Annotated in this window: 14 protein-coding genes and 3 tRNA genes; 12 read left to right on the forward strand and 5 right to left on the reverse strand. The window is 38.7% G+C overall.

Features of this window, described 5'->3' with window-relative positions; translation table 11 throughout:
• The 3 genes from KCG35_RS10965 to KCG35_RS10975 all read left to right on the forward strand — a co-directional run.
• On the forward strand, positions 1–511 hold a 511-nt coding region (locus KCG35_RS10965), incomplete at its 5' end, for a TerB family tellurite resistance protein (RefSeq protein ID WP_215819742.1).
• A gap of 289 nt (positions 512–800) precedes the next feature.
• Complete coding sequence (locus KCG35_RS10970) at positions 801–1,757, forward strand: DMT family transporter (protein ID WP_215819743.1); 957 nt, start codon at positions 801–803, stop codon at positions 1,755–1,757.
• A gap of 1,011 nt (positions 1,758–2,768) precedes the next feature.
• The gene (locus tag KCG35_RS10975) at positions 2,769–3,578 is read left to right on the forward strand and encodes a hypothetical protein (RefSeq protein WP_215819744.1); all 810 of its coding nucleotides are present in this window, start codon (positions 2,769–2,771) and stop codon (positions 3,576–3,578) included.
• Positions 3,579–3,692: 114 nt separating this feature from the next.
• On the opposite strand, the gene KCG35_RS10980 is transcribed toward KCG35_RS10975, so the two are convergent.
• The 3 genes from KCG35_RS10980 to KCG35_RS10990 form a co-directional block, all read right to left on the reverse strand.
• Positions 3,693–5,366 carry a HEAT repeat domain-containing protein gene (locus KCG35_RS10980; protein WP_215819745.1) on the reverse strand — a complete coding sequence of 558 codons (1,674 nt, stop codon included), beginning with the start codon at positions 5,364–5,366 and terminating at the stop codon, positions 3,693–3,695.
• A 160-nt stretch (positions 5,367–5,526) separates the two neighbouring features.
• Positions 5,527–6,522: a hypothetical protein gene (locus KCG35_RS10985; protein WP_215819746.1), complete on the reverse strand. Its 996-nt coding sequence runs from the start codon at positions 6,520–6,522 to the stop codon at positions 5,527–5,529.
• Between the two features lie 451 nt (positions 6,523–6,973).
• Positions 6,974–7,414 (reverse strand): PEP-CTERM sorting domain-containing protein, encoded by a 441-nt coding sequence (locus KCG35_RS10990; RefSeq protein WP_215819747.1) that lies wholly within the window; start codon positions 7,412–7,414, stop codon positions 6,974–6,976.
• Between the two features lie 211 nt (positions 7,415–7,625).
• Here KCG35_RS10990 and KCG35_RS10995 point away from each other — a divergent pair, with 211 nt between their 5' ends.
• On the forward strand, positions 7,626–8,291 hold the full coding sequence (locus tag KCG35_RS10995; protein ID WP_215819748.1) for a C40 family peptidase: 666 nt from the start codon (positions 7,626–7,628) through the stop codon (positions 8,289–8,291).
• Positions 8,292–8,613: 322 nt separating this feature from the next.
• Positions 8,614–9,033 (forward strand): hypothetical protein, encoded by a 420-nt coding sequence (locus tag KCG35_RS11000; protein WP_215819749.1) that lies wholly within the window; start codon positions 8,614–8,616, stop codon positions 9,031–9,033.
• A gap of 69 nt (positions 9,034–9,102) precedes the next feature.
• Here KCG35_RS11000 and KCG35_RS11005 read toward each other — a convergent pair whose 3' ends face one another.
• Together KCG35_RS11005 and folD are read right to left on the reverse strand one after the other, a co-directional pair.
• Complete coding sequence (locus KCG35_RS11005) at positions 9,103–9,861, reverse strand: substrate-binding periplasmic protein (RefSeq protein WP_215819750.1); 759 nt, start codon at positions 9,859–9,861, stop codon at positions 9,103–9,105.
• A gap of 688 nt (positions 9,862–10,549) precedes the next feature.
• The gene (folD, locus tag KCG35_RS11010; RefSeq protein WP_215819751.1) at positions 10,550–11,413 is read right to left on the reverse strand and encodes a bifunctional methylenetetrahydrofolate dehydrogenase/methenyltetrahydrofolate cyclohydrolase FolD; all 864 of its coding nucleotides are present in this window, start codon (positions 11,411–11,413) and stop codon (positions 10,550–10,552) included.
• A 117-nt stretch (positions 11,414–11,530) separates the two neighbouring features.
• Here folD and KCG35_RS11015 point away from each other — a divergent pair, with 117 nt between their 5' ends.
• The 7 genes from KCG35_RS11015 (at position 11,531) to clpX (ending at position 15,876) form a co-directional block, all read left to right on the forward strand.
• Positions 11,531–11,725 (forward strand): hypothetical protein, encoded by a 195-nt coding sequence (locus tag KCG35_RS11015; protein WP_215819752.1) that lies wholly within the window; start codon positions 11,531–11,533, stop codon positions 11,723–11,725.
• Between the two features lie 199 nt (positions 11,726–11,924).
• Positions 11,925–12,001, forward strand: a tRNA-Arg gene (locus tag KCG35_RS11020).
• A gap of 58 nt (positions 12,002–12,059) precedes the next feature.
• Positions 12,060–12,135 (forward strand) — tRNA-His (locus KCG35_RS11025).
• A 44-nt stretch (positions 12,136–12,179) separates the two neighbouring features.
• Positions 12,180–12,264 (forward strand) — tRNA-Leu (locus KCG35_RS11030).
• 151 nt (positions 12,265–12,415) lie between these two features.
• Positions 12,416–13,768 carry a trigger factor gene (gene tig, locus KCG35_RS11035; protein WP_215819753.1) on the forward strand — a complete coding sequence of 451 codons (1,353 nt, stop codon included), beginning with the start codon at positions 12,416–12,418 and terminating at the stop codon, positions 13,766–13,768.
• A gap of 65 nt (positions 13,769–13,833) precedes the next feature.
• Complete coding sequence (gene clpP, locus KCG35_RS11040; protein WP_215819754.1) at positions 13,834–14,478, forward strand: ATP-dependent Clp endopeptidase proteolytic subunit ClpP; 645 nt, start codon at positions 13,834–13,836, stop codon at positions 14,476–14,478.
• A gap of 114 nt (positions 14,479–14,592) precedes the next feature.
• Complete coding sequence (gene clpX, locus KCG35_RS11045) at positions 14,593–15,876, forward strand: ATP-dependent Clp protease ATP-binding subunit ClpX (RefSeq protein ID WP_215819755.1); 1,284 nt, start codon at positions 14,593–14,595, stop codon at positions 15,874–15,876.
• Positions 15,877–15,998 lie beyond the last annotated feature (122 nt).

Here is a 15,998-nt window from a genome sequence, read left to right on the forward strand (position 1 = left end):
TATTCTTATCGGGTTAATAACGTCAATTGCTGCTTTGGTTTGGGCTTTTAACCGGCTACAACAGTCCGGTGTTGATTTAAACTCATTCAATCCTTTTCACTGGTTCAGAAGGCATAAATGGGCAAAGCTTTACTCAATTAAGCCACTGCATCGCTTGGAAAGTGCTATTGAAGGAGCAACTGTGTTGGTTTTGGGGGTTGCAAAACTGCAAGGAGAGATAACAAAAGAAATAAAAGGTACAATTATCCAAACGTTTGTTCATACGTTTTGTCTTTCTGAAAAGCAGGCGCTTGAAGCTTTTACCACAGCGTCTTTTTTATGGAAAGATAGTGCAAATTATATTGCGGAAGTAAAGCATATTGTTGATCCTCTACAGAGTCATTTTTCTAGAGCACAAAAAAAATCTATAATTGAAACACTGAACTATATAGCAAATGTCGATGGCCAGTTAACAGATGAGCAAAGTCTGTTTATTAAATCTGTAGAAAAAGCGTTTGGAAAAGATATTTAATTTTATATTTAAAAAAAGCTGAAAGTTTTTTATAAAGATCTCTCTTGTGGGAAGGAAGCTGCTGTTTATAATGCTTTTGTCAAAAAATGCTGTTTTTAGAAGTATCCATTCGTAAATGTCTTGTTTTAATTAACATAATGTGTTTTTTGACACTTAGATGAATAATATCTTACTTTGTTATTTTAGAGGTCATTTAACTAACATCTTTTATCTATCGATTTGTCCTATATTTACTCAATATACTCCTAAGTATATTGCGTGCATAAATCCATGAGAGAAGGACATCATAATGAACTTCGATCGTAAAGAAACAAAACTACTTGTACGAATTGAGCCTTGGCTTTTATTGATGGTGTTATCCATCATTTGGGGTAGTACATATATTCTCATTAAGCAAGGTTTAACAGCGTTTAGTTCATTGGACGTTGGTTTACTGCGTACTTTTTTTTCAGGATTTTTCTTTATTCCATTGTATTTTTGGTTACGACCAACATTAAAACAGTTGTCACTTAATGACTGGAAATATTTAGCACTTACAGGTTTTTTTGGTAGTGTTTTTCCAACATTATTATTTGCGGTAGGGCAGCAGGTCGTACCTAGTTCCTTAGTGGGGATGTTAAATACATTGCAACCTGTGTTTGTCTTGGTTATTGCATTTTTTGCATTTAATCAGCGTTTTTCTAGGAATGAGTTGCTAGGAACTGGTTTAGGTTGTTTGGGGGCTATTGTTTTGGTCTCAGCTGGTTCTGATTTAGCTAATAGTACTCATCATCTATTTTATTGTGGTGTTGTATTACTTGGTATGATCAGCTACGGGATAGCCAGTAACCTGATTCGTCACCGATTAAAGCATATCTCTGCGGTGAGACTGACAGCAATCTCCATCAGTATATGGTCTATACCAGCATTTATAGGGATAGTTTTACGTTATTCTGCAGGACAACTGTCCACTACAAATAATACGGTTATTGCATTATTAGCCATTGCCGTGCTTGCATTATTAGGTACATGTGTTGCGATTTCGCTTTATAGTCGCTTAATTCTTAGGTATGGACTGATTTTTGCCGTATCTATAACCTACTTTATTCCTATCGTAGCGACCACGTGGGGGGTATTAGATGGTGAAGTAATTTACTTTTTGCACTTCATTGGTCTAATTTTGGTACTTGGTGCGTTATACCTCATTAATCATCGTCGGCAAACGAGTGATGAAGTTGTTACTCAAGGTAAGATGAAGGAAGTATGAAGCTTCTTGCTGTTTTAGAGTAGCAAATTAAATTACAGACACAAAAAAACCTGCATCCTGCAGGTTTTTTTGTCACCATCCTAGTGATACTTAGTCCTTTAAGTCGTTCCCTAACCCATTCCATTGGGTCCTATCTTAAAACTTGGCTGGCGCTTCCCTGACGCATCCTTACGAAAGAGCTTCCTTAAACCATCCGTTGGTGCCAGCCTGTTGTTATATAGTTTGGTCTAACTGGGGTTCGAAGCAAAGAGTCGATTGTTGTATACCCGTGTAGGATATTTGCCATTGTTATGTAAGTAAACTGAGTTGTCGGGATTTCATTAGTATTTTGCTTGTGAACTAAAGCAGGTTTGCTGGAATTAGGCTTCAATCTAACAAAGCCATTAATTGATATAAGCAAAAATTAATTTAGTTGTTATGAGTTTTGACTATCCGATTAATAAGGTCAACTTATAACTTGAAAGCAAGTATAATTAATTATGGTAAAAGTGAATAAAGTTTTATTTTTTCACTGTAAAATATTTCGTGCTATCAAATCAGGGCTTTGGTTATAATAGCTTTACGGTATACTTCAAGTAACGGGCATCTCTAAACATGCGCTTTTTCCTCGATAACTGTGTTAGCGCTGTACTCGAATCCTCATGTATTCCTTATGCACTACGGTTCTCCGTACAGTGTTTCTTTGCTCTCACAAAAAAATCACTATTTTTAGAGATGCTTAGGTATACCTCATTGATTTTGAAAGTAATTAGTACACATATAGCTTTAGGTGAGTAGCTTATATTGAAGTTTATGCATGAGCTTGAGTAATCATTTTTGTGTTGCAGTTAGAGCCTAGGTTAATCCCATATATAATAGTTGGATCAAGTAAATGCTTACTGATGATTTTTAAAGGAGAATATTAAAGAACTAGAGCAAGAAGGTAATTGGAGTGCAAAGCGATAATAGATTACCCTAATTCACAGCGAATTTCGGCAATGCGGATGATAGTTGCATCAGGGAGGGTCTTCTATGTTAATGGATGTTCCTGTTTCACTTCAGCGAAAATGTTTATCAGATACTAATCCCCAGTGGTGGTTAACACCTAACCTTAATAATGTTTGTCCTGAAATTAACTTTGCCTGCTGTGAGCCTTTTCAAGTTATTTCCGAAAAAGAATTAACTAAATTCATTGATATCATTAACAAAAATAAGTCAAAAGCAGTCCAGTACAGTCGATCATTTACTATTCGTGGTATCCCTGAGATTGATGAGATTCTTGGTTGCTCAAACTTAGAAATGATACTATCGAAAATTGTTGGCATTGAGCTAAAAATGCACCCCATTAAAGTGGAGCATAGTCATGTCAATTTACAGGCTAAAAATGAAGAAAGTGCTGTTGATGATTGGCACTTGGACTACGTTCCCTTCGTATTTGTGATACTTCTGGAAAAAAGTGGTAAAGAAACTGTGGGGGTTAACAGTGGCCGTTTATGTACAAAAGACTTTGGTGACTTTTCAATGAAACCTGGTGAGGGTATTTTGTTGCAGGGAAGTCATGTTTTACATAAAGCTGAGATGTGTGAAGAAGGGAGTCGCACCAGTTTGGTTATATCTTTAGTACCTAAAAATATTGAGCTGTATGATTGTACAATGGTTTACAAGCATCGGCCAACTTATGATGAACAGTCTATTTTTTACGACTTTATAAGCTACCGGATGGCCAATATCAAGGAAATGGGTCAGAATATACTTTCAAGCTATCATTCTGATGAAAATATAAAGTTTTGGATATCCAGAATACGTGATGAATGTATGATCATTGAAAACTGTTTAATTTGATCTTTTTACGATAAAAACGGTATAAGGTTAATAAAATAAGGGAGGTAATGTCTGTAGTATTGTGTATCTATCCATGGGATATGAAGGGTAGAGACGTTCTACCTTCCATAACTTTTATTGTTCATTAAGGGTGTTGTATAAAACTTCGTATTTCTCTCTCAGTGGAGTAATGGATGTAGTATTCATTCGATGAATAAGTTTAGACTGGTATACCTTCGATAAAGTGATTTCTGACTTTTGAGATAAATAAACATCAATTATTTCACCTGCAACACTGGGATTGTTTTCAGTTAATAAATGGTCAAAAAGTTTAGATTGATACTGTTTATCCCTTGTCAGAATTCGTGCTGCAATCATTCTTTCTTCATAATGCTCGCTGTTTATAAATGGCAATATATTTTGGTTAAGCGCAGATGTCTTTAAGTTGTTGACTGCAAGTAGGGTGATATAGTGGTTACTATTATCGGTTTTTTGGAGTTGCTCATGAAGAAAGTCAGTAACATTATTGGTTAAATGTTTCGCATGATCTCCTAAAATACCTACATTAAGTAATGCCGTATCGGCAATAGTTTGGTTATCAATACGAGTCATTTGTTGTAGAGTATTTAATGCCAAATCAGAGGTAACATCGCCGAGTTTTGCTATAGAAGTGATTGCTCGAAGCCTATTTTTTTCATCAATTGCTTCATTCAAAATGATTGCAGACAGTATATTGTTAGCTTCTGGAACACCAGACTGCTCAAGGGCAAATATTAATGCTGACTTTAGGGTATCATTTTGTGAGGAGTTCAGTAGTAATTCTTCTACGAAGGTAAGTCCTGCATGTTGAGCTGCATATTGTCCGATCGCGGATATAGTGTAGATATCAGGTGTATTAGTAAATGAGGTTAGTGCACTCATGAGTTCGGTATTATTCTCAATCTTGAGCTGTTTATCCTGTGCTGAAGTGATAAGTGTATGATGTTTGTTTGCATCATAAGTATAGAGAGCAGGGGAGTCGTCAAAAGAGCGTGGAAATTGAATAGAATCAATGGTAATCGACTGGTCAATATTAATAACCTGGTCATTATAGTTAATTTGACGAAATGTTTCGTATTTTAGAGCGCTAGGGTGTAAGGATTCCTGCAAATGCAAGTCCCATTGGTCAGACTGGGATAAGACATGATAAGTACTTGCTTGTGCTGCGTTATACTCAATATGTGTAGTCTTTCGCTGTACTTGAAGGTTATGCCGAGTGTATTGAAATGTATATACGCCATCAGCTAATTGGAGTTGAAGTGGTTTATATTGATTGTAGGAAAGTTGGGTTAAAACGGTCTTAGTAATGGTTAGTGGGTGGTTCTCTGGTAATTGTAGTAGGTCAATATTGTGGAAGTGGCCATTTTGGTAGTTTACTGTAAACGTGAGAAATTTAGGTAGCTTGTTCGTTGTTTCAGCAAGACTGTTAGCTGTTATTTGGTCAATGCGACCTAACAGAAGTGTCGGCTGATTTGAGTCATTTTTAACAGGTTTTAAGGCTAAATTGAAGCGAATGACTGTACTGTTTTTTTCATTGCTAGCATTTGTCATGTTACTGTGTATGGTGACTTGATAGGCTAGTTTTTGCTGTTTAAGCATTATGTTACTATCAATTTTTTCATTTGATTTATTTAGAGATGATGAGAGTTCAGGTTCAGGCGATGTGTTTCTTGTCGTGGTATTCTCCACACCAAAATAAAGCAGTCCAGCCACCATACCACTTAATAACGTGGCAACAGAGAAAAAGAGGGTTCGGTGTGTAATACTCATGGAGTGATCTACCCTAATGAGAATAATAACGTGTTTCTATTAATGATATGGCGAAAGCTCATAGCATTATCTAAGGAGCTTAAGATGTTACTGAATAGTTATCAGTGAAGGGTAATGTTTCTTCCTAATCTAACGATACCCTTCGCTATAAGTATAACTATTAGAAATAGTGTGATTTTTCGTAGAACGTTTTTTGGGTTTCGTAGATAGGTTTCCAGCTGATCACTTTGGTTGAACGGCTAAATATATTCCACACATTGAATAGTTTTACTTCACAATAAAGTGAAATATCCCCATCGCCACCTTTGGCGCTACCAGTCCATTTCAGTTTAGTATAATACTGGTATGGATTTTCATTCATTATTGGTAAAGAGGATGCACCTGGTTTATAAGTGATACCACCTTCAATGTGTCCTTCAGTAGACATATTGATTAGGTTAAGATGACCTTTAACCCCTTTTTCAATACGCTTCATCCCAAGAAAATCAACAGCTGCATAGGCTTTACCTGTGACACTACCTGAAATCCAGGGGCTAGCTGTCGCATATACGATATCGGGTTGTCTTACGCCCTGTTGAAAAATAGGATCATTGTTTTTTTCGAAGCCACCAATTTTTAGGCCTGCACGAAAATTAGCTCCAACATTAAAAGCACCACCCACTTTTGCGCCAACTCTAAAGATACCTAAACCATCTAAGGGAACCTCTGGTAGCGTGACTTCTGGGGATGCAATGGTATGGCTCCAGTCGTAGTTTAACTCCTTGTGTAGTAAGTTTTCACAGCTGGGGCTAATTGAAATGGGTGTTGATGCGCCAATTGAATAAGTAAGGTGTAGACCTCGAGTACATGCTGCTTGGGTTGGATCAAAGGCAAAGTGAATGTTACCTGTGACAGAACTCATTTGGGTATTATGAGGGCCAACAGTGACATTGAAGGTTTCTTGAGTATTTCCGATTAACTTGTTTTTGGAGGCGTAAATATAGCCTTTCGCCTTTCGGGTTTGTTTGAAGTTTTTGATAGCTTTATTGGTTTGTGCCGTATGTGCTTTATTCATCACATTGCCTGGGCTCAGATTGGCAGTGGCATGTATAGAAAAGGCAGTGAGTAAACTGGCCGTTGTGTAAATAAAGAGTTTTTTTATTTTAACAGGTTTCATTGTTATCTCTTTGGTATGCTTTTCGCGAGGCTCGCGAAAACTATCGTTATGAGTAGACGTAGGCACTGATTAATTTTTAAAATTTTAAACGTGTTGTAAATTTATGTTTAATGAGCAAATATGAGATATGAATATTTTAATTGTTTACTAAAATACGCATAAATTTTTTGAACTAAGTTTTATGTGCTTGTATATCATACTCACTTTATTTGTGTCGAAAAAAATAAGTAGACAAGTTGAGGCAAATCTCATTTTTTATAATGGCTTAAAAATTATTTCTGAAATTGCTTCTTTATGAATGAAAAGAACTAGGCAGCATATGGCGGTGTAAGTATTGAAATTATGCTTAGTACTGAAAAAAGAAAAAGGTTTTTAGTGAGAGGATTAGTCGGAAGAGGCAATTAACAGCATGAAGTGGTGACCATCCTTGGTTCTTTTGTAAAAAGTAAGGTTAGGCTTGTAGGCTTTTCTTACGGGAATAAGCCATTCCTAAAACACCGAGCCCAAAAAGAATAAGTGAAGTAGGTTCTGGAGTTGGGTCTGGTTCTGGACTGATTTCATTTACAACCAGCTCTACGCGAGCATCTTCATGGCTAAACCAGAAAACAGCATCGTCACCTGTGCCTAATGTTGTGATTGATCCTCCAATAGCCCATAACCCTGTGGCAGCACTTAAAGAGGCAAGCGCGCTTGCGTTGAGGCTAGCTTCAACATAACTGCCCACATCACTGGCTGTGACACTGACTGAGCCATAGGATGTACCACTCGCTAAATCACCAAATGCCGCTAATCCTCCTGTACCACCAGTCAGCGTTGCAATAATGGTGGATACGCTCCATAAAGTCCAAGTTTTTGATGCATCGGTGCTTAGGTAGTAAGACTGATAAAACATTAAATTTTGAAAAAAAAACGATACCTGAACTGTTAATTCTGTTGATAGTTTTTGATTACTCCGTTGGGAGTATGTAAAGGATTATTTTTATTTGGTAAAGCTAAGATTATAGTGAAAAAGTGCTTTTATCTATATGTTTTAGCTACACTCATTGTTGTAAATTAATTTAATTTTAATTAAACGAATATTCGTTAATGAATAGGGGGGAGTTATGCCTGTTAAGCAAATTTTTTATGAAGATGCTCGTCCTTTGATGCAGCCAGGTGATGTCATAGCTTTTGGTGGCAAGGGGCATTTCTCAGAAATTATAAAATTTTCAACATTTTCAGATGTTTCTCATGTGGGCGTAATATTGCAGACAAAAATAACTAGTGATGATACGAACAGATTTTTTAATCAAATTATTGAATCAACATCACTTCACGGTTTTAATGGTGTTAATATTTCGCGATTTAGTGATCGAATAAATACCTATGATGGCGAACTTTGGTGGTTGCCGCTTAATGAGATGCTAAGAAAAACACGCTTTAAGCAAAAAGAATTTTATAATTTTTTGTTTAACCAGGCGAAAGCCAGAAAACCCTATGATATGCCACAGGCAATTAAATCTGCATTAGATGCACTGGATGAACTTCCATTGGGGATGCATGGCCTGGGGTATAATAGAGAAGATTTTAGCAAGTTTTTTTGTTCGGAATTAGTTGCGGCAGCACTTGAAGTTAGCACGTTGGTTGATAGTGTGAATGCCTCTGAAGTCACCCCTATTGATTTGTGCCGCTGGAAAATATATCAAGATACATACTATCAGTTGAAAGGTGATAACAACAAAAAAATATCTCGCTTTAATACTGCTAACCCTGCTGATTGGAATACATAATACAGTTCTCCAGTGAATTTCTGGAATGAAACGTGTGTAAAATGTCGTTTTTTGAATAGGTCGACTTGCAGGATAAAACCTCTAACTTATACTCACCGTTTTATTAATTTGTGAAGGAAAGTAGGCTATGAGTTGGTGTTTTAAGCGCGGATTACTCTGTGTGTTTGTATTGTCGAACTTATTATTTCAAATTGTTTATGCTACCGATAATCGCTTTCTTGTCGATCCAATTCACTCTGTAGGCTAAATAACGCCTAACTCAACTGAAGCTGAATTAATTAAACGCTATGGTACTGAGCATGTAAAACGTACGGAAATTCCAGTGGGAGAGGGAGAAGCAATCAAGGGTACATCATTATTTCCCAAGACTAAAAATGAGCTATTAATTGAATGGAAGCATAACTTTACTCAACCTCTTCGAATCACTATTAAACAACCAAATACACAATGGAAAACTCGTAGTGGATTAACTATTGGGGCAACACTTGCCGAAGTTGAAAAAGCAAACCGAAAAGTGTTTAAACTCACTGGATTGGGGTGGGATTATGAAGGGAGAACAACTTCTTGGGAGTCTGGTGATTTACCAAATCAACTGCGGTTAGTGTTTGACTATGATGCAGAGAATCTTGCTACCTCTGAATATCGGAAGGTTTCAGGAGATAGCGCTTTCAATTCCAATCATGAGGTATTTAAAAAATTAAAAATGACTGTGAGTTCAATGATTATTGAGTGGGATAACTAAGTTATCAATCCTAGCCTCAAAAGCCTATGAAGACATAGCTTTTAGGCTAGGATTTAGAACTATTTAAAGTTAGGGCATGCTCAGGGATTTTTCATATTTTTGGGTTAAATTAGTAATAAATCCTTCATTGCGCATTTCATTAAGTACTTGATTAAGCTGGTCTATATACTTTTGAGGTGTATCTTTATGCATTGCTAAATAAAGCTCAGATTTTCTCACTGTATATACGGGCTTGATATTGGTAACACCTGCTTCTTTAGCAAAATAGCTACCAGAGTAGCCACCAGATATCCACAAATCTATAAGTCCGGTTGCTAGGCGTTTAGGGTTAACACGATCATTGTCAACCGTGGATACGGTAAAACCCTTGGATTTAAGGTATTCCGCTCGGACATCACCTTTATAAGCCCCAATTTTATAAGGCTTTAGATCTTCTTCCGACTCTATACGATCATTGAAATCAGCTTTAGCAAATAGCATCCAATCATTGCTGATTAGTGGTCCAACCCATTTAAATAATGGTTTACGAGCCTCTGTCAGTGTTGTACCAAAAACGCCGCGGAAGGGACGACGTTGAGCATAAGCATATGCGTAATTCCATTGGCGTAGCTTCATTGAGTAGGGATAACCTGCCCGTTGGAAAAGTTCTTGAACAACTTCGACAGCCAAGCCACCAATGTTTTTTTCCTTATGTTCATATGGGTTTTTATGAATACTGTAGTTGTAGGGAGGGAAGTTTTCAGTAATTAAGCGAAACTTTACATCTTCTGCTGAGCTATAACCGCTTAATAGAGTCAAAAAGGTACACAAGAATAACCAGTAGCGCATAAACACCTTGCCTATGGTTGAGATATTGTTATGAAATTTAATATGTATAAAGTTTAGTCAAAATTCGTGTAACTGATCAATGAATAAGCGATTGCTGCTTAATTGAGTTAGCTTGACGAACTAAATGCATATATACCTTTGTTGAGTATTTTTTAGGATATGGCTTTCTTTCCTTGCCTTACTCATTTCAGCTTGCTTTTCGCTAACGGTTTGAATTAATACATAAACTGTCAGTGTGAAGCAGTTCCTAAAAGATAATTCACTTGAGGTATATCGTGTGAATGATTGTTTAACGAGCACTTATAGAATGAACCAAGCAATAATCATTATGTGTTATACATGGTCCTTTATATTAAGTACTTGTTAAGCCATTCACTTTATATATTTTTATTGAGTCATTATTTTCGGCTGATTATAAACAGTTCGTTTGTAAAGACAAGCTAGCTTTTAAACCATAAGGTTATGTAATTGGGTTATTTGATTTCTTTTAATAATCTTAATGGGTGAGGAGTGGCAGAGTGTTTGTGACAAGAGATCCAAATTAAACTGAGGGGGGGATGATCGAATTGTAAATGATTTACGCTGGTATAGTGATGATAAAGAGATGTCTTAAATGAAGAAGGTTTTGGGCAGGAAAAGAATCCCTTCAAACGGTAAGTGTTGTTGAAGGGATTCTTGTATACATCAGTTATTGATGTAATCCATGAAGTTCAGTGGCAGTGTAGAATGTATTTTCAATTAACGTTGCTACGGTCATTTGTCCTACACCGCCAGGAACTGGAGTTATCCAACTGGCGCGCGGTTGCGCTTCTTCAAACTCTACATCCCCGACAAGTTTACCACTTGGTAATCGATTAATGCCGACATCAATGACTATGGCACCAGGTTTGATCCACTCACCTTTAACCAGTCCAGGCTTACCTGCACCAACTACGACAATATCTGCGGCAGCAACCTCTGCAGCAAGGTCTTGGGTGAATCGGTGGCAGGTTGTGACTGTTGCCCCAGCAAGTAATAGTTCTAGCGACATAGGTCTACCCACTATATTAGAGGCTCCAACAATTGTTGCCTTACTACCTCGTACTTTGGCATTGATCGTTTCCAAGAGAGTCATAATCCCTTTAGGCGTACAAGGCCTCAGTACAGGCATGCGAAGGGCTAAGCGACCCATATTATAGGGGTGAAAACCATCAACATCTTTAGATGGGTCTATACGTTCAATCACTAATTCTTGATTGATATGTGCAGGTAAAGGGAGTTGGACAAGAATACCATCAACTGTGACATCATTATTCAGTTGATCAATGAGAGCAAGTAACGACTGCTCTGTCGTTTCTGGGGGAAGGTCAAATGCTTTAGAAACGATACCTGCTTTTTCGCAAGCTCTACGTTTATTGTTTACATAAACTTGTGAGGCTGGGTCTTCCCCAACAAGGATGACTGCCAAGCCTGGTGGACGTTGACCGGCTGCAGTAAGATTTGCTACTTGCTGACCGATGCGCTCAATCAATTGGGTGGCAATTGCTCTGCCATCGATGATATTTCCGCTCATGGTGCTTATTAAAGTGCCTTGTAAATTAGGAGTCAGTTGGGGCTTATTGGGGCGTGCATTGTCGCATGCACGTTGGGGTATTAGCAATTGGCATCATTACTTAAAGAGGGAGTGCTAATGAATAAAGGAGGTATTGATAATCAATGTACATCTATAAGTGATGAAAAAGGACTGCAATCTATTAAGCCATATTTTAGTGTACAGCATCTGTTTTGGTTAATAAGTAAACATCAGGCTAACTGGTTGATAAAAAAGTGCTTTAAAGCGTTGACGGCAGTTGGGTCAGCAAGTATTATGCGCACCACTTGCTGAGCAGCACAGCTTCAAGCAACCTGAGTTCTAGTAACTTAGCTGAATAAGCGTTAGATTAAATACTAGTGCTTCAGTTGTGTGAGTAATAAGGCCAGCAGTTAAGGGTTACTGATAAGAGCGCTTAACTATAGGTGATTACTAACACTAAAGAGTGGCAGAAATTAAGAGCTTGAATTTTTTAAAAGGTGCTGTAAGATGAGCGCCCGTAGCTCAGCTGGATAGAGCATCCGCCTTCTAAGCGGATGGTCGCAGGTTCGAGTCCTGCCGGGCGCGCCAGTCTCTAATTAAATGAAGTCGGGCTGGTTAAGCTAGAATTGAAGTTACGATTTTTATGGTGGGCGTAGCTCAGTTGGTAGAGCACAGGATTGTGACTCCTGTGGTCGTGGGTTCAAGTCCCATCGTCCACCCCAGTTTTGATAGTTGATCGAATGGTGAGCTATTAGTTTAAGTTAAAGCGGAAGTGGTGAAATTGGTAGACACGCTGGATTTAGGTTCCAGTGCCGAAAGGTGTGAGAGTTCGAGTCTCTCCTTCCGCACCAAGATCAAAAAAATGGGGATAAGGTGACTTATCCCCATTTTTGTATTGTCGGCAGAAAAAGTTAGGGGTTCGTGAGACTATCGCGTTGATAGTCTGATAACATTTTGCTTTGATTAGGCCCTTCGAAGAATTTGTTTTAACGAGGAACAACGATGCAAGTCTCACTCGAAGCGACTTCTGGTCTGGAGCGTCGCCTGACCATTACGGTACCCGCGGAGCAAGTGGAAGCAAAAGTCACTGAGCGTTTAAAAGACACCGCAAAGAAAATACGTCTTGATGGCTTCCGTCCTGGTAAGGTACCACTAAGTGTGGTTAAGCGTCGTTTCGGCAAGTCTACACGCCAGGAAGTTGTAGGTGATGTAATGCAGTCTTCTTTTATAGAAGCGATTCAAAAAGAATCATTACGTCCTGCAGGTATGCCCTCAGTTGAACCTGTCAAAATGGAGCCGGGTGAAGACTTTGAGTTTATTGCGACTTTTGAGGTTTACCCTGAGCTCGCTCTGAAAGGTTATGAAGGCATTGTCATTGAAAAGCCCAGTGCAGAAGTCACTGATGCTGATGTAGAACAAATGCTGGAAACACTTCGTACTCAAAACCGTGAGTGGCAGACTGTAGAGCGTGAAGCCAAAGATGGCGATCAAGTAACGATTGACTTTGTGGGTCGTAAAGATGGTGAAGAGTTTGAAGGTGGAAATGCTGAAGACTTCAAACTAGAGCTAGGCTCAGGTCAAATGATTGAAGGTTTTGAGTCAAACTTAGTGGGTAGCAAAGCTGGTGAAGAAAAAGTTATTAATGTTACTTTTCCAGAAGACTACCAAGCTGAGTCATTGGCTGGTCAACCAGCAGAATTCACAATTCAGGTTAAAGACGTGGCAGAATCCGTATTACCAGAATTGAATGATGAATTTTTTGCTAAGTTTGGTGTTTCAGAAGGTGGACTTGATGCTTTTAAAGCAGAAGTGCGCAAAAACATGGAACGCGAGCTGCAGCATGCGACCAAAAACAAAATTAAAAACCAAGTAATGGATGGTCTGCTTGCTGAGAACGAAGTTGACGTACCTACGGCGTTATTGGATGATGAAATTAATCGGATGCGTCAACAAGCGGCACAACAGATATTCGGTGGCGAAAACCAAGTAGATCCTGCTAAACTGCCAGCAGAGCTATTTAAAGATCGTGCACTTAAGCGGGTAAAACTAGGCTTGGTGGTTGCTGAAGTTGTTAAACAGCATGACATTAAAGTTGACGATGAGCGTGTAAAATCTTTAGTTGAAGATATTGCTTCAGCCTATGAACAACCTGAACAGGTCGTTAGCTGGTATTTTAGTAATGAACGTCAAATGGCTGAAGTGCGTTCAATTGTACTTGAAGATCAGGTGGTTGATACTGTCCTGGGAGCAGCGCAAGTTACTGTGAAAGAATGCAGTTATGAAGAAGCTATTAAGCCTGCTCAGGAAAGTGAAACCGAGAAAGAACAACAAGCTGAGACCGACGTAGCCAGTTGATCTCTATAAACAGCCGGTTATTCCGGCTGTTTGGTCACTGTGTCCACAAGGGGGATAGCAAGGACATGTCCAACTCTTTCATTTATGATGGTCATTCCGAAAAAGTGATTACTAATAGCTCTTTGGTTCCCATGGTTGTTGAGCAGACTGCGCGTGGCGAACGTTCATATGATATCTACTCAAGGCTGCTTAAAGAGCGTGTCATATTCCTTGTGGGGCAGGTTGAAGACCACATGGCAAATTTGATCGTTGCGCAGCTATTGTTTTTAGAGTCGGAGAACCCAGATAAAGATATACATCTTTATATAAACTCACCTGGTGGCTCAGTAACGGCAGGTATGTCAATTTATGACACCATGCAGTTTATTAAGCCTGATGTTAGTACAATGTGTATAGGGCAAGCCGCGAGTATGGGCGCTCTTTTATTGACTGCAGGTGCACCAGGTAAGCGTTACTGTCTGCCACACTCAAGAGTTATGATTCACCAACCATTAGGTGGATTTCAAGGGCAAGCTTCAGATATTGAAATTCATGCGCGTGAAATTTTGCAGATTCGTGAGCGCTTGAATAAAGTCTTATCCCATCATACTGGACAGCCCCTTGAAGTAGTTTCGAAGGATACAGATCGTGACTACTTTATGAGTGCTGAAGAAGCAGTCAATTATGGCTTAGTAGATAAAGTCATCGCTAAGCGGGCTGCGGCAGAATAATCTAAGCTAAAGTAAGGGGAGTGTGATCACTCTTCTTCTTGCCATCTACTTGAAAAACAATGTAGCAGGCTACATTTAGCAAAGTAGACTCGTTGTCTCAGTAGGGTAAATCGAATGACTGACGAAAAAAACGGCAAAGGCGAAGATGGCGGAAAGTTGCTTTATTGCTCTTTCTGTGGGAAAAGTCAGCATGAGGTGCGTAAACTAATTGCAGGCCCCTCTGTCTTCATTTGTGATGAATGTGTCGATTTATGTAATGACATCATCCGTGAAGAGGTTCAAGAAAACAGCCCTGACAGTACCTCAGACAAATTGCCTACCCCAAAAGAGATCAACGCCATTCTCGATGAGTATGTCATTGGTCAGTATCGTGCCAAGAAAGTTCTGTCTGTTGCGGTTTATAATCATTATAAACGGCTGCAGAAGGGTAACAAGAAAGATGATGTTGAGCTGGGTAAGAGTAATATCCTGTTAATTGGTCCTACAGGTAGTGGTAAAACCCTGCTGGCTGAAACATTGGCAAGGCTATTGAACGTGCCATTTACAATTGCTGATGCCACAACACTCACTGAGGCAGGCTATGTCGGTGAGGATGTTGAAAACATCATTCAGAAATTATTGCAAAAGTGTGACTATGATGTAGAAAAAGCTCAAATGGGCATAGTCTACATCGATGAAATTGACAAAATTTCTCGAAAATCTGATAACCCATCGATTACCCGAGATGTTTCGGGAGAGGGTGTACAACAAGCACTGTTAAAACTTATCGAAGGTACAGTCGCTTCAGTCCCTCCTCAAGGAGGCCGAAAGCACCCACAGCAGGAATTTTTGCAGGTTGATACTGGAAACATTCTTTTTATCTGTGGTGGTGCATTTGCGGGCTTAGAAAAAGTCATTCGTGATCGCTCTGAAAAGGGTGGGATTGGCTTCTCAGCTGAAGTGAAGAGTAAAGATTTATCGAAGAAGGTTGGTGAAACGCTCAAAGATGTTGAGCCTGAAGATTTAGTTCGTTATGGTTTGATACCTGAATTTGTGGGCCGTTTACCTGTAATTGCTACGCTGGATGAGTTGGATGAGGATGCATTAGTTAGCATTTTAACTGATCCTAAGAATGCATTGACCAAACAATACAGTAAGTTGTTTGAAATGGAAGATGTTGAGATTGACTTTCGTGAAGATGCTTTGCGTGCCATTTCTAAGAAAGCTATGGAACGTAAAACAGGTGCTCGAGGTTTACGCTCAATTCTGGAAAATGTACTTCTTGATAGTATGTACGAAATTCCATCTATTGCGAATGTGTCAAAGGTTGTTATTGATGACTCAGTGATCAAGGGTGATTCTGAACCTTTGCTGATTTATGAAAATAATAATGAGCAAAAAGCATTACCTGAAGACTAATAGGATTATTTTGTATAAAAAATATACAAATAAAGGCGGTTGCTTATGAGTAAGCTGTTATTTATTTGTAATTTATCGTAAATAACGAAAATATATATTTAAAAAGGGGCTATGTGCTCCTT

Source organism: Zooshikella harenae (genome assembly GCF_018837975.1).
GTDB lineage: Bacteria > Pseudomonadota > Gammaproteobacteria > Pseudomonadales > Zooshikellaceae > Zooshikella > Zooshikella harenae.